The sequence below is a fragment of the Sphingobacterium haloxyli genome (assembly GCF_002980525.1).
Lineage (GTDB): Bacteria > Bacteroidota > Bacteroidia > Sphingobacteriales > Sphingobacteriaceae > Sphingobacterium > Sphingobacterium haloxyli.
In genome coordinates this window covers 106,571-121,237 of record NZ_PVBQ01000001.1, presented here as the reverse complement: position 1 = coordinate 121,237, position 14,667 = coordinate 106,571, and the positions used below count along the sequence as shown (strand labels likewise).

Here is a 14,667-nt window from a genome sequence, read left to right as displayed (position 1 = left end):
GTGATGCCCTCTCTGCAAAAGAACTACAAAAGTAATAAAAGAAAGTGCAATATGAATTGTTGCAAAGCTAAATTTCCATTTTTTATAATGCGTGCGCAAATAGATAATTATAGTTTGTATTTTTGGTTTAATAATGGCGTAAAACATCTATCTTTATTACATAAAATTAAAACAAACAATTTGAACGAAGTACTTATACCATTAGATGACGTTAACTTAGTAACGTTATGGGGTGCCCAAAATGAGCATTTTGAATTGATAAAAAAAGGTTTTCCGAAACTTCGACTAGTAGCCCGGGGTAATGAATTGAAAGTTTTAGGTGAGACGTCTGAACAAGAGCGGTTTAAGTTAGTTTTTGAGGGTGTTTTGCGACACATCGAACAATTTCAGACGTTGAACGAGAATGTATTGGAGGATTTGGTAGGGATAAACGGTGCCGTGGAGAAGTCGACCGAAAAAAAGGTCGGAGAACCAACTGTTTTTAAAGGTGAGCCGATTGTATACGGTCCTAATGGTCTGATCGTTCGCGCTCGGACGCCCAACCAACTTAAAATGGTGGAGAGTATAGCGAAAAACGACATTTTGTTTGCCATTGGCCCAGCGGGCACTGGTAAAACCTATACGGCGGTAGCGTTGGCGGTTCGAGCGTTAAGGAATAAGGAAATAAAGCGTATCATACTGACCCGTCCTGCCGTCGAAGCTGGAGAAAATTTGGGTTTCCTTCCGGGCGACCTCAAAGAGAAAGTGGACCCCTATTTACGCCCCCTTTATGATGCATTGGATGACATGATTCCAGCAGACAAATTGAAGGATTATCTGGAACGACGCGTAATTGAAGTAGCACCACTAGCATTTATGCGCGGACGCACGTTGGACAAGTGTTTTGTTATTTTGGACGAAGCACAAAACGCCACCGATATGCAATTGAAAATGTTCCTCACCCGAATGGGGCCAACGGCTAAGTTTATCGTAACTGGCGACCTAACGCAAATAGACTTACCCAAGAAAACCCAATCGGGGCTAGCAACGGCAGTAAAGCTTTTGGAAACCATTCAAGGCATCGATATTATCCATTTAAGTGGATCAGACGTTGTTCGGCATAAATTGGTGAGACGTATTTTAGAAGCTTACGGGGATATTTGAGTAACGAGCAAAGAGTAACGAGTTAGGAGAGTGGATAGTTAACTATATAGTTAATGGTTACTGATCACTAATCACTATAAAAAGAATGAACGCAATAAAAGAAACAATTTTTAATTTCAATAAGCAGACTGCCTTTTACAAAGGCAAGGTGCGGGATGTCTATACGATAGCCGAGGAATACCTCGTCATGGTAGCCTCAGATAGGATTTCTGCTTTCGACGTCGTTTTGCCGAGACCTATCCCCTACAAGGGACAGGTGCTGAATCAGATTGCTGAAAAATTTCTCTCTGCTACAGTAGATATCCTTCCCAATTGGGTCATTACGGTGCCCGATCAAAACGCGACCATAGGGTATAAGTGTCAGCCTTTTAAGGTAGAAATGGTGATTCGAGGTTATTTGGCAGGGCATTTGTGGAGAACTTACCGGGATGGGAAAAGAGTCCTTTGCGGTGTGCCATTACCAGAGGGGTTGAGCGAAAATGATAAGCTTCCGGAACCTATTATAACACCTACTACGAAAGCTGATGTAGGACATGACGAAGATATTTCGCGAGAAGACATTATCGCTAAAGGTATTGTGGGTGAAGAAGACTACGCGAAGTTAGAAAGCTACACTCGCGCGTTGTATCAACGAGGCGCGGAAATGGCGAACGAGCGAGGGCTAATATTGGTAGACACCAAGTACGAATTTGGAAAAAAGGATGGCGAAATATATTTGATGGATGAAATCCATACACCGGACTCATCGCGCTACTTTTATGCGGAGGGCTACGAAGAACGGCAAGCGAATGGCGAGCCGCAACGACAGCTGTCTAAAGAATTTGTACGAGAATGGTTAATGGATAATGGTTTTCAAGGAAAAGCAGGACAGATGGTGCCTGAAATGACCGATGAGGTGGTACAATCCATATCCGAACGTTATATTGAACTTTATGAGCATATTACAGGCGAAGCATTTCAATATCCGGCAAATGAAGATATCGTTTTGCGGGTAGAGCAAAATGTTACAGAAGCTTTAAACAATTTGTTGTAGATATAGATATATGAGCCTTTGATGATAAAAAACAAAAAATAAACAGATGAAATTTACGGTTGACAAGCACGAGCGCTATGTGGTCATTGAACCACTTACAGATTTTCTTAATGGGGAAGCAGCAGCGAAATTGAAAGGTGAGTTTATGTTGCGTCATACGGGCGGCCAACGTAATATTGTATTAAATCTTTGTAATGTATCCGATGCGGATGAAGATGGATTACGCATGGGCTTGCTGGCACGTAGGTTATGTAAGGCCTCTGGCGGGCTATTTATTCTCACGGGGCTAAACGAGAAACTGACGACCCTACTTAAAATGGCCAATATGGAGGGATATTTCAAAACTGCACCAACAGTATCCAATGCTGAAGACATGATTTTTGGCAATGAGTTGCGACTAGATCTAAGAATGGGCCAACATGACAAAGTTTGAGGTTTTGATATTGGGAAATAGCTCGGCGACTCCAATGTATGGTCGCCATCCAACATCCCAGGTTCTAAACTTTAATGAACAACTGTTCTTAATAGACTGCGGCGAGGGCACGCAGATGCAATTATTCCGTTACGGCATCAAAGGCAGCCGGATAAGCCATATTTTTATCAGCCATTTGCACGGAGATCACTACTTAGGGCTTGTCGGGCTACTTTCTTCGCAACATCTGATGGGGCGTCAGCGTGAATTGCATTTATACGGCCCCCCTGCGTTAAAAGAAATAATAGACTTACAATTTAAGCACTCGGATACGCGTTTACGCTATCCGTTGGTTTTTCATCCGACAAATGAAAGCCGCCAAGAACTGATATTCGAAAACACACAGCTTAGCGTAAGCAGTTTCCCGTTACGGCATCGTATTGCCTGCACAGGTTTCCGCTTTAATGAAAAAGTACGTTCAGCATCGCTGAAAAAAGAACAGGTAGAAAAGCTCAATATACCTGTCCCTTATTTGCGCTTATTGAAGAAAGGGATAGATTATGTAGCAGACGATGGTACCGTACACGGGGCAAAAGATCTAACTTACCCGCCATCGCGTCCAAGAAGCTATGGTTACTGCTCTGATACGGTGATGGATCAGGGCTATTTTGAAGCCATCAGCGAAGTGGATTTGCTCTATCACGAGGCAACCTTTCTTCACGACCGTGTAGAACGTGCCAAAGAAACATTTCACACCACTAGTTTGGAAGCAGCACAAGTTGCCCAAACCGTTGGCGCAAAGAAACTTCTGCTCGGACATTTCTCTGCCCGCTATAAAGATTTACAACCCCTTCTGGACGAATCTCAAGCAATTTTCCCACATACAGAACTGTCTGAAGAAGGTAAGTGGTTTTTAGTATAGGGTTTTTGTAGATTTTTCCCCATCTTTACACCCTCAATAAAATAAAATATGAAGACGTCTTTTAGCCTGAACCTGCTGCTGAGGGATAATATAAAAAAATTAGTACCATATTCATCGGCAAGGGATGAATATAAGGGAGAAGCCTCTATTTTATTAGATGCGAATGAGAATGCATTCGGTTCGCCCTATTCGAAAAATTATAATCGCTATCCAGACCCGTTACAGCATCGGGTAAAGGAAAAGTTACATCATATAAAAGGCGTTCCCGTAGAAAACATCTTTTTAGGAAATGGCAGTGATGAAGCGATTGATATTCTTTTCCGTGCATTTTGTGAACCAGGAAGAGATAACGTTATCTTGGTGCCGCCCACTTATGGCATGTACGAAGTTTCGGCAAATATCAATAACGTAGCATATAAAAAGGTAAATTTAACAGCGGATTATCAGTTGGATTTAGATCGTATAGCGGAAGCGATTGATCCATCTACGAAAATGATTTTTATCTGCTCGCCCAATAACCCTACTGGCAATAGTATCCATCGGCAAGATATTGAAACCATCTTAGTCAATTTTGATGGAATCGTGGTGGTGGACGAAGCATATATCAATTTTTCGACACGACCATCTTTTACCAGAGATCTGGCAGAGTTCCCAAATTTGGTAGTTTTGCAGACCCTTTCGAAGGCTTGGGGGCTGGCGGCGCTACGGTTGGGTATGGCCTTTGCGGGAAAGGAAATTATTGAGGTATTCAACAAGATCAAACCGCCTTATAACATCAATCAAGCCACCCAAGAAATTGTATTAGATGCGTTGGAGGGGGTGGAGATTGTAAATGAATGGATAAAGGAAGTAGTTGAAGAACGGGAGAAGTTATCCGTAGCTTTACAGACGTTGCCTCAAATTGCGCACGTGACGCCATCGGACGCTAATTTTATATTAGTCAAGTTGGAAGAGCCTAGAGCGCTTTACAATTTTTTGGTAGGCAACGGAATTATTGTGCGCGACCGTTCCAAAGTGGAATTATGTGAAGGGTGTTTGCGTTTGACTATCGGCACGCCTACAGAAAATATAACATTATTGGAAAATATTCGGAAATTTTACGATCAATCGGTATGACCGAACCGTTGACTGACGGAGAGCTCATAGCAGATAATTATATTTAATGATGAAAAGAGTATTGTTTATAGACCGTGACGGTACATTGATATTAGAACCAGAAGACGAGCAAATCGATTCTTTTGCCAAGCTTAAATTTTACCCGGGAGCGCTGCAATATTTACCGCGTATCGCTAATGAACTGGATTTCGAGCTGGTTTTAGTATCCAATCAAGATGGATTGGGCACGGCGTCCCATCCCGAAGAGAACTTTTGGCCCGTGCATCATTTTATTGTCGATACATTTGCAGGGGAAGGCGTGTATTTCGTTAAAGAGCATATCGATCGTACGTTTCCTCATGAAAACGCGCCAACACGTAAGCCCGGTATCGGTATGTTAAACGAATACTTTGATATCACGCAATATAATTTAACCGAATCTTTTGTCATAGGCGACCGTACCAATGACGTAAAGTTAGCCGAAAATTTAGGTGCTAAGGCCATTTGGTTGCGCAATAATGATGAATTGGGCAAAGCCGAAAACCTCCAGTTACAAAGCGAATCCATCGCTCTAGAAACGACCGATTGGAAATCCATATATGAGTTTTTGAAACTCGGCACACGTACGGGGGAGCATCATCGTAAAACAAATGAAACGGATATCTTTATTCAGTTGAATCTTGATGGTTCAGGAAAATCGGATATAGATACCGGATTGCCGTTTTTCGATCATATGTTAGATCAAATCGCCAGACATGGAGCGATTGACCTTACCGTTAAGGCTAAAGGTGATTTACACATTGATGAGCATCACACCATCGAAGATACCGGTATCGCATTGGGCGAAATTTTTCTGAAAGTGTTAGGCGATAAGCGGGGTATCGAACGTTATGCGTATACATTGCCAATGGACGACTGCCTGGCACAAGTAGCCATCGATTTTGGTGGTAGAAATTGGATTGTATGGGATGCGATCTTCAAGCGGGAGAAAATAGGCGATATGCCGACGGAAATGTTTTTCCATTTCTTTAAATCATTCGCTGATGCGTCAAAATCGAACTTGAATATTAAAGCCGAAGGCGAGAACGAGCATCATAAAATTGAAGCTATCTTTAAAGCCTTCGCGAAGTCAATAAAAAAGGCCGTGCGGCGAGATGCAGAGAATATGCAGTTGCCTAGCACAAAAGGGGTTTTGTAGATTGTAAAAAATGATTGGAATAGTAAACTACGGGGCAGGAAATATTTTTTCGTTGACAGCGGCACTCGATCGAGTCGGGATAGGATACGGGATGGTCAACAATGTCGATGATTTTGACCAGTACGACCGTATTATCATTCCGGGCGTAGGACATGCCGGCGCTGCCATGCAAAAGCTTGAAGAGACAGGGTTAGTACAGTATATCATATCCCTGAAAAAACCTGTACTAGGAATCTGCGTAGGTATGCAATTGTTAACGTCTTTTTCGGAAGAAGGCGAAGCCGATCTTTTGGATATTGTACCGTTGAAGACGTTACATTTTGATAAGCGTGTGGGCAAAAAGGTCCCCCATATGGGATGGAATAGTATATCGCCTAAAATGGATTGTCCTCTTTTTGAGAATATTACAGATAATAGCTATTTTTATTTTGTGCATTCTTATTTTATCCAGGCGGATGAACAATATACTTGTGCATTTTGCACGTATGATGTCACTTTTTCGGCCGCGATACAAAAAGGGAATTTTTACGGTGTACAGTTTCACCCCGAGAAATCCGGAAAAGCTGGCGAGCAGATATTGCTTAATTTTTCCCGATTATAGGGGATATTGTTTATAATTGTCGATCATTAACGGTCGACGTTACAATTTTTGACTTTTAACTTATTACTTTAAAATATGTATATCATTCCTGCTATTGATGTTTTGGATAAAAAGGTTGTCCGTCTAAGAGAGGGCAATTACGATGACGTCACAACGTATGACATATCATTGGAAGAGCAAATCAAAATGTATCATGCCAACGGTACCGAAATCGTGCACATCATCGATTTGAATGGCGCAAAGGGCGATTTCAGTAATCAGGATTACCTATTTGACATTATCCGTAAAACGGATATGAGAGTGCAGTATGGTGGAGGGGTGAGAAGTATTGAGAAAGTAAAGGAACTGGTTGACGCGGGCATTTATCGTGTTATCGTCGGAACACAAGCTATTACCAATCCCACTTTCTTAGAGGAACTGAGCAAGCTGAACGAAGGGCGTGTGAAATATGCTGACCATATCGTTATCGCGATTGATGTGTTGGACGAGGTCATTAAATACTCCGGTTGGTTAGAAAGTTCGCCTATTAAGCTGGTTTCGTATATAGATAAGTGTCTCTCGTTGGGATTTTTCCGTTTTCTTTGTACGGACATTAGTAAAGATGGTAAACTGGGCGGGGCCGGTGTCGAACTGTATCAAAAGCTTTTAGATCATTCACCGATCATCAAATTAATTGGTTCGGGTGGCATCAGCTCTATGGACGATATCCGAGCTTTGAACGCGTTAGCCAGAATGGAATCCTGTGTGGTGGGTAAAGCTATCTACGAAAATAAGATTTCCATCGATGAGATTAAGGATTGGAACTTGAAAGCGCTTATCAGTATTTAATATGTTAGCGAAGCGTATCATCGCCTGTTTGGATGTAAAAGACGGTCGTACAGTGAAAGGGGTCAATTTTGTCGACCTTCGGGATGCGGGCGATCCTGTTGAGCTCGCTTGGCAGTATTCGGAACAAGGTGCGGACGAATTGGTGTTTCTAGACATTACGGCTACGCACGAAAAGCGGAAGACGACCATAGAACTAGTCAAAGCGGTAGCACGTCAGGTCAACATCCCGTTTACGATCGGTGGTGGAATCAATGAATTGAGCGACGCTGAAGTGCTGCTTAACGCGGGGGCGGACAAGATTTCAATTAATTCCGCTGCGGTGCGGAATCCGACATTGATTGATGAACTAGCTCGTTCGTTTGGTCGACAGTTTGTGGTGGTAGCGATAGATACGCGTCTGATTGACGGCAAGAACTTTGTTTTTCTACGCGGCGGACGCGATAAGACGGAAATACAAACCGAGGAATGGGTTAGGGAAGCTGAACAGCGCGGAGCGGGGGAGATTTTATTAACGTCGATGGACCATGACGGAACAAAGAATGGCTTCGACAATACGTTTTTAAAAAAGATTAACGACACCATCAATATTCCCCTGATCGCATCGGGCGGAGCTGGACAGCAGCAGCACTTTGTGGACGTATTTCAACAGGCGGATGTGGATGCGGCTTTAGCAGCGTCTGTATTTCACTATGGGGAAATCTTGATCCCGGATCTGAAAGAAACGTTGCGGACAAATGGAATTGTGGTACGATAATTTTAACAATAGAAAAGACATGAAGGTAGATTTCGCGAAAGGAGACGGATTAATTCCCGTTGTTATACAAGACAATCAAACACTAGAAGTGTTGATGTTAGGGTATATGAATGAGGAAGCGTGGGCTAAAACCCAGCAAGAGGGACGGGTAACCTTTTACTCGCGAAGCAAAAATCGATTGTGGACAAAAGGAGAGGAAAGCGGTAATTTTTTGGAAGTAATTTCTTCTCATATAGATTGTGACCAAGATACGTTATTAATAAAAGTTAAACCGGCAGGTCCTACTTGCCATACAGGTGCTCGCAGTTGCTTCCAGACGGAGTACAACCAGAACTTCCTGTTGCAATTGGAACGTATCGTACAACGGCGATACGAGATGCCAACCGAAGAATCTTATGTTAATAAGCTGCGTCAGCGCGGGTTGAATAAAATAGCACAAAAGGTAGGCGAAGAAGCTGTGGAAACAGTGATTGCTGCATTAGCAGAAACAGAGCACGATTTTATCAATGAGTCTTCGGACCTGTTTTTCCACCTCCTAGTCCTACTTCGGGAAAAAGGGTTGGATTTACAGACGATTGCTAAGAACTTGGAAAGCAGACATCAATAACGGCGGATATGCATACAATCGATGTTACGTTATCTCATACGCTATCTGGTCATCAGAACCCGATTTTTGTTGTATCTCCGGGGATGGATTCTACAACGATTTTCACAGCTGGAAACGATAAAGGTGTGGTGGAATGGGATTTGATAAACGGTAAATTCAAGCGTATTTTGTGTGCTGTTCCGGCCTCGGTATATGCTTTGCACCTCCTAAAGGAGGAAGGAATTTTAGTAGTCGGTTTGCGGAATGGTGAGGTGTGGTTTGTGGACATTGAAAAGCAAGCTCTTGTCGCTAAGACCCAAACGGAGAAGGGGGCGGTGTTTGCGATAAAAGTGCTTACGGCAAAACGAGAGCTCATCGCCACTGGAGAGGAAGGTGTTGCCTATGTATGGTCGTTGGACAGCTATGCGCTGTTGTATAGATTTCATGTAGCGGACACCACGGTACGTGTTATAGAGCCTTATCCGCAAGTGAATCAAGTAGCCTTCGGCGATAAAAACGGCTTTGTACATTTATATGATACAACGGACTTTCGGGAGATAACCAAACAACAGATCCATAGTCTACCCGTTACGGCATTGGCAGCCACCGATACCAGTTTGCTTTCGGGCGGACGGGATGCGAAACTCGTCCGGCTAGCACAAAAAGATTTATCAGTCCTGCAATCCATAACCCCGCATATGTTTACGGTATACGGTATACTCCCACATCCTACATTACCCATTATCGCTACTATCAGTCGGGATAAATCAATAAAAATATGGGACGGGCTGTCATTGTCGTTGCTTAAAAACATAAGCATAGAACGGGGCTATGACGCCCATCGTTTATCTATCAATACCGCAACCTGGGTTGATAATCAACTGGTCACAGCCGGTGATGATAAGTTGGTGAAGGTGTGGGATGTATCCCTGTAAGAAGTGGTATAAAAGACGCTTTAAAGCGCAATCAACCGGCAAATAGCTTCTAAGTATTTCTTGTCCACATGATCAAAATGATCGGGATGTTCGCTATCTACATCCAGTACACCGATACATTGTCCTTCGTGGAACAAAGGCACGACAATTTCCGATTTTGATAAGGAGCTACACGCGATATGTCCCGGAAATGCCTCTACATCGGGAACGACCAATGTTTCTCCAGCTTTCCAAGCCGAGCCGCAGACACCTTTTCCGTAACCAATACGCGTACAGGCTACAGGTCCCTGGAAAGGCCCTAACACGAGCTCCTCATTTTTCACTAAATAGAAACCAACCCACCAAAAGTTAAACTGTTCTTTGAGGGCAGCAGCGATATTTGCGAGGTTAGCAATGATATCCTTCTCACCACTGATGAGCGCCTCTATTTGTTTGCTAAGTAGGCGGTACTGGTCTTCTTTTGTTCCGGTTGCGATCTGCAAGTCTTCTGCCATGATGTGAATTTTTTATAAACGTTTCAATGCGGCTTTGATCAATTGTTCCACCGTTTGCTCGGGATCGCTCGCCGCTAAGCTGTTGAGCACTTTCTCTGCCTGGGGTTTTCCGAAACCCAACATAACCAATGCGGTAAGCGCTTCTTCGGGTACGGATTGTTTTGCGAGAGGAAGCGGGATGAGTGCATCTGGTCCTTGCTTTTTTAGCTTGTCTTGCAATTCCAAAATAACACGCTGCGCAGATTTTGGACCTATCCCTTTTATTTTTTGGATGATCTGTACTTGGCCATTGATGATGGCACGCTGGATTTCCTCTGGTGTAATCGAGGAAAGCATCATGCGCCCCGTATTGGGTCCGATACCCGATACCGAAATAAGGTGATTGAACAGTTGACGCTCGCCTTCCGTTGCAAAGCCATAAAGTGTCTGCGAATCTTCCCGAACCTGAAAAGAAATGTATAGCTTACACTGCTCTTGATCTTTGATCTGGCTATAGGTGGTCAGAGAAATATGGATGTGATAGCCAATCCCACCCACGTCAAGGACAACATGGGTGGGGGCTTTGATTACTAATTTCCCATTAAAATAATCGTACATGTCTATTTGTTTTTCTCGTGTTCCTGCACATCCACGACCGCAATAGTGATCATGTTGACAATCTCGCGCACGGAGCTATCCAGTTGTAATACATGTACCGGCTTGTTCATACCTAACAGAATAGGTCCTACGGCTTCCGCATCTCCTGCTTCCTGCAGCAGCTTGTACGCAATGTTACCCGATTCCAAATTAGGGAATACTAACGTGTTTGCAGGTTCGCCGTTTAGTGTACTGAATGAGAAATTTGCTTTTAAAAGACTACTATTTAAAGCAAAATTTGCTTGTATATCACCATCCGCAGTGATGTGTGGGGCTTTTTCCCGTAGTGCTTTCGCGGCTTCCCGAACTTTATTCGCCGTCCGTCCGTCATTCGATCCGAAATTGGAATACGATAACAGAGCGACACGCGGTGTTATGTTAAAGCGTCTTACCGCTTCGTCCAACAATATAGCAATATCCGCAAGTTCTTCGGGTGTGGGATCAGCATTAACGGTGGTATCACCAAAGAAAAGAGGTCCTTTGGAGGTAAGCATGATATACATACCCGCTACCCGACTGTTCGGTTTCGCACCGATAACTTGTAACGCGGGGCGGATAGTTGTTGCATAGTTGCGTGTTAATCCAGAGATCAAGGTATCCGCTTCGCCAAATTGGACCATACTCGCAGCAAAATAGTTCCGATTCGTGGCTATCAATTTGGTTGCTTCGTGCTCTGTCATACCGCGTCGCTGCCTTTTGGTATAAAGGTGTTGTACAAATTTTTTGAAGCGCTCGGAACCTTTTTCTTCGGCAGGGTTGATGATCTCTACGTCACCGAAATCGAAGTCGTATTCCTGAATTAAGCTTTGGATTTTTTCCTTACTACCTAACAAGATAGGAAACGCAATTCCCTCTTCTTTGACGATCTGTGCAGCTCGAAGCGTTTTGTAGTTGTCCGCTTCTGCAAAGACAACCCGTTTAGGGTTTTTCTTGGCCCTGCTTGTCAAATTTCGGATAATCCGATCATCCTTACCTAAACGTTTACGCAAGTCCTCTTTATATTGCTCCCAATCCTGAATTTCTATTCGGGACACCCCAGAAGCCATCGCCGCCTTGGCTACCGCTATGGATACCTCGGTAATTAAACGGGGGTCCGTTGGTTTGGGAATAATATACTCTGCCCCAAACTTCAGATTACTGGTGTCATAAGCTTGATTGACTTCTTCCGGAACAGGTTGCTTTGCTAGCGCCGCTATGGCATGAACCGCAGCGATTTTCATTTCTTCGTTAATGGCGGTAGCGCGAACGTCTAAAGCCCCTCTAAAAATATAGGGGAATCCCAATACGTTATTAACTTGATTCGGATAATCCGACCGTCCGGTACCCATAATGACATCGGCACGTGTAGCTAACGCCAAATCGTAGGCGATTTCGGGATTCGGATTCGCCATGGCTAACACAATCGGTCTAGGCGCCATAGAAAGCAGCATTTCCGGTGTTAATACATCTGCTGCGGATAGTCCGATAAAAACATCAGCATCTTTTACAGCTTCGGCGAGGGTATTGATATCACGGTCGGTTGCCCACTCTGCCTTTGTGGCATCCAGCGTTTCGCGGTCTTTCCGGATCACCCCTTTACTATCCAGCATGACAATGTTCTCCTTTAGGGCGCCTACAGCCATATACATGGCCGTGCACGAAATGGCGGCAGCACCAGCCCCGTTTACGACGATTTTGACTTGACTGATATCTTTGTCTATCAATTCGCAGGCGTTAATTAACGCCGCGCCCGAAATAATGGCTGTACCGTGTTGGTCATCATGCATGACAGGGATGTTCATCTCTGCTTTCAGACGACGCTCGATTTCAAAACACTCAGGAGCCTTTATGTCTTCCAAATTAATGCCACCAAAAGTCGGTTCGAGTGCTTTTACGATATTGACAAATTCGTCGACATTTTTGGTGTCGAGTTCGATATCGAAGACATCAATGTCCGCAAAAATCTTGAATAACAAGCCTTTTCCTTCCATTACAGGTTTGCCTGCTTGTGCCCCGATATCGCCCAGACCCAATACGGCGGTTCCGTTACTAATAACGGCAACCAGATTTCCTTTAGAAGTATATTTGTATGCGTCTTCACTGTTTTCAGCAATAGCCAAACAAGGTTCAGCTACACCCGGTGAATAAGCTAATGATAAATCTCGCTGCGAATTGTGAGGCTTTGTCGGAACGACTTCAATTTTGCCAGGTCTTCCCTTGGAATGATAGTCCAAAGCGTCTTTTTTTCTGTTGATACTCATTTGTTTAAGTAAAAGTGAATCACCTAAGTTGAACTAAAACGAAACTGATGGAGGAGCGTCGATCTTCCTTGAAGTCTGCGTCTTAATCCGACTATGAATAATATAAGTTCTATGGATACAAAGCTAAAATTTCAAAAGAAGATTAGCGAATTTTTAATGTTATTTAAGACTATCCAATAATTTAAACATCTCTTGCCGCATGGCGGACGTGCTTCCTGTATAGTTATTAACTAGAAGCGAGAACGTAACCGGCGTACCAGTTTTACCTGTATGGAAACCGGTATATCCTAGCGTGCCGCCGATAGTACCGCTTTTCATTGTTATACCATTGATAGTGGGCAGGCTTTTTTGAAAATCGGTAAACCACGGCCTATTTTGTGCATAATGCATGATTTTAGCCATAGCTAGCGTGGTAACACGGTTTTGCGGAGAAAGCCCAGAGCCATCTTGAATGTTCAACTCACTGTTCGGGATACGCAGCTTTTGTTCCCAATACTTGCTTAGCAACGATGCTGCCTCCAAGGTAGTAGATTCGTTGTGGCTGACGATACCAAAACTTTTGAGCATGGCTTCACCATACAGATTGATACTTTTTTGATTGAACCAATGTACTATTTGGCTCAAGGTAGGAGATTGATGGATGTCAAGTTCTTTTTGACGCTTATCTAGGGCTATTCCTTGGTTTAACAGCCGCTTTCCTGTGGTCGGTATGCTATCTACCGTAATACCTGCATCCGATAACGAGGTCGCCAACTGCTGCGCCAACGCCAATGCAGGATCCGGCACAGCTATTTCAATAACCTTCTTCAGATCTCTACCATACGTTCCACGTAGATATATAATGTTGGAGTAGGGTGCGGAGTAAGCATAGACATTGTCACCAGACCCATTTGGTCCCGTTATTACCTCATTGATGAGCGTAATCCCCCTCAAGGGCAGGGACGTCGAGGCAACAAAAGTGGGTTTCCCAACGGTATGCGGGGAAATAACAATGCCGACTTTGTTTTCTCGCCAATTTAATCCTGATATTCCGGCACCATAATAATTCCCTATGTCTTGCCAGTTCCACGTGGGCGGGACATCGTTTCCATTCAGATACAGATCGTCGCCTATCACCCGGCCGTTGATGTGGCGTATGCCGGCGTGTTGGATTTTATATGCCCACTTGTTCAGTATAGTTTCCGCTTTGCTGGCGGCATAGCGGTCACTACCTAGGGTAGGGTCGCCGGAACCGATCACGATAATGTCGCCGTGTAGCACACCCAGGCTGTCAATTTCACCTGTATAAGCCAACTTGGTTTGATAGGTATAATTCGGGCCTAAGATATCTAACGCCGTGATGGAGGTGATGACTTTCATTGTCGAGGCAGTGGGCAACCCGATGGCGGGATTCTGCGTAAATACGGGCTGTCCTGTTTTACCGTCCAGTACCGTCAGCGACGCAATACCATTCGGGAATTTACCGCTCTTCACAAACTGTTGATAGGCATGATCGATATTATTCTTCAATGATTGCGCATAGCTTATCTGCATTGATAGCAATAGTATTGTCGCTATCCAAGTGGAATATATTTTTCTTTTTACCATATTTTTAATATGTAGTTGTACAAACTTAAAAAATTAATAGAAGGTTTTCTTTAAGCACTTTTTTTAAAAAAAAGTTGCTTAAAAAATCGTCGCTTCAAATATTTGAGGATAGGGGTGGTACTAAGGATGAATTTCTACAGACCTCAAATATTTGGATGCGACCTTGAAGGTTAAGGAGGGTTCATGCAATTGTATTGTCCCCT

The 14,667-nt window shown here is 43.6% G+C and carries 15 protein-coding genes; 11 read left to right on the top strand and 4 right to left on the bottom strand.

What is annotated here, in order from left to right:
• The first annotated feature begins 180 nt into the window (after positions 1-180).
• The 11 genes from C5745_RS00510 to C5745_RS00460 all read left to right on the top strand — a co-directional run bounded on the left by C5745_RS00510 (position 181) and on the right by C5745_RS00460 (position 9,507).
• Entirely contained in the window at positions 181-1,143 is a 963-nt protein-coding gene (locus C5745_RS00510; protein WP_105715257.1) for a PhoH family protein, read from the top strand.
• Positions 1,144-1,228: 85 nt separating this feature from the next.
• A complete protein-coding gene (locus tag C5745_RS00505) occupies positions 1,229-2,176 on the top strand; it encodes a phosphoribosylaminoimidazolesuccinocarboxamide synthase (protein ID WP_105714996.1) in 948 nt (315 codons plus the stop codon).
• A gap of 46 nt (positions 2,177-2,222) precedes the next feature.
• Positions 2,223-2,609, top strand: a complete 387-nt coding sequence (locus C5745_RS00500) for an STAS domain-containing protein (RefSeq protein ID WP_105714995.1) — start codon at positions 2,223-2,225, stop codon at positions 2,607-2,609.
• Positions 2,596-3,510 carry a ribonuclease Z gene (locus tag C5745_RS00495; RefSeq protein ID WP_105714994.1) on the top strand — a complete coding sequence of 305 codons (915 nt, stop codon included), beginning with the start codon at positions 2,596-2,598 and terminating at the stop codon, positions 3,508-3,510. The genes C5745_RS00500 and C5745_RS00495 overlap by 14 nt, the downstream gene beginning before the upstream one ends.
• A gap of 48 nt (positions 3,511-3,558) precedes the next feature.
• Positions 3,559-4,626 carry a histidinol-phosphate transaminase gene (hisC, locus tag C5745_RS00490; RefSeq protein ID WP_105714993.1) on the top strand — a complete coding sequence of 356 codons (1,068 nt, stop codon included), beginning with the start codon at positions 3,559-3,561 and terminating at the stop codon, positions 4,624-4,626.
• 49 nt (positions 4,627-4,675) lie between these two features.
• Positions 4,676-5,803, top strand: a complete 1,128-nt coding sequence (hisB, locus tag C5745_RS00485; protein WP_105715256.1) for a bifunctional histidinol-phosphatase/imidazoleglycerol-phosphate dehydratase HisB — start codon at positions 4,676-4,678, stop codon at positions 5,801-5,803.
• A 10-nt stretch (positions 5,804-5,813) separates the two neighbouring features.
• Entirely contained in the window at positions 5,814-6,404 is a 591-nt protein-coding gene (gene hisH / locus C5745_RS00480; protein ID WP_105714992.1) for an imidazole glycerol phosphate synthase subunit HisH, read from the top strand.
• A gap of 75 nt (positions 6,405-6,479) precedes the next feature.
• Positions 6,480-7,232 (top strand): 1-(5-phosphoribosyl)-5-[(5-phosphoribosylamino)methylideneamino]imidazole-4-carboxamide isomerase, encoded by a 753-nt coding sequence (locus C5745_RS00475; protein ID WP_105714991.1) that lies wholly within the window; start codon positions 6,480-6,482, stop codon positions 7,230-7,232.
• Between the two features lies 1 nt (position 7,233).
• Entirely contained in the window at positions 7,234-7,986 is a 753-nt protein-coding gene (gene hisF / locus C5745_RS00470) for an imidazole glycerol phosphate synthase subunit HisF (RefSeq protein ID WP_105714990.1), read from the top strand.
• Positions 7,987-8,005: 19 nt separating this feature from the next.
• Complete coding sequence (gene hisIE, locus C5745_RS00465) at positions 8,006-8,593, top strand: bifunctional phosphoribosyl-AMP cyclohydrolase/phosphoribosyl-ATP diphosphatase HisIE (protein ID WP_105715255.1); 588 nt, start codon at positions 8,006-8,008, stop codon at positions 8,591-8,593.
• 8 nt (positions 8,594-8,601) lie between these two features.
• The gene (locus C5745_RS00460; protein ID WP_105714989.1) at positions 8,602-9,507 is read left to right on the top strand and encodes a WD40 repeat domain-containing protein; all 906 of its coding nucleotides are present in this window, start codon (positions 8,602-8,604) and stop codon (positions 9,505-9,507) included.
• Between the two features lie 20 nt (positions 9,508-9,527).
• On the opposite strand, the gene C5745_RS00455 is transcribed toward C5745_RS00460, so the two are convergent.
• From C5745_RS00455 to dacB, 4 genes are all read right to left on the bottom strand, one after another.
• Positions 9,528-10,001, bottom strand: coding sequence for a GAF domain-containing protein (locus tag C5745_RS00455; protein ID WP_105714988.1), 474 nt, complete (start codon positions 9,999-10,001; stop codon positions 9,528-9,530).
• A gap of 12 nt (positions 10,002-10,013) precedes the next feature.
• Positions 10,014-10,598: a Holliday junction branch migration protein RuvA gene (gene ruvA, locus C5745_RS00450; RefSeq protein ID WP_105714987.1), complete on the bottom strand. Its 585-nt coding sequence runs from the start codon at positions 10,596-10,598 to the stop codon at positions 10,014-10,016.
• A gap of 2 nt (positions 10,599-10,600) precedes the next feature.
• Entirely contained in the window at positions 10,601-12,877 is a 2,277-nt protein-coding gene (locus C5745_RS00445; protein ID WP_105714986.1) for an NADP-dependent malic enzyme, read from the bottom strand.
• A gap of 159 nt (positions 12,878-13,036) precedes the next feature.
• Positions 13,037-14,464, bottom strand: coding sequence for a D-alanyl-D-alanine carboxypeptidase/D-alanyl-D-alanine endopeptidase (dacB, locus tag C5745_RS00440; protein ID WP_243403197.1), 1,428 nt, complete (start codon positions 14,462-14,464; stop codon positions 13,037-13,039).
• Between the last annotated feature and the right edge of the window lie 203 nt (positions 14,465-14,667).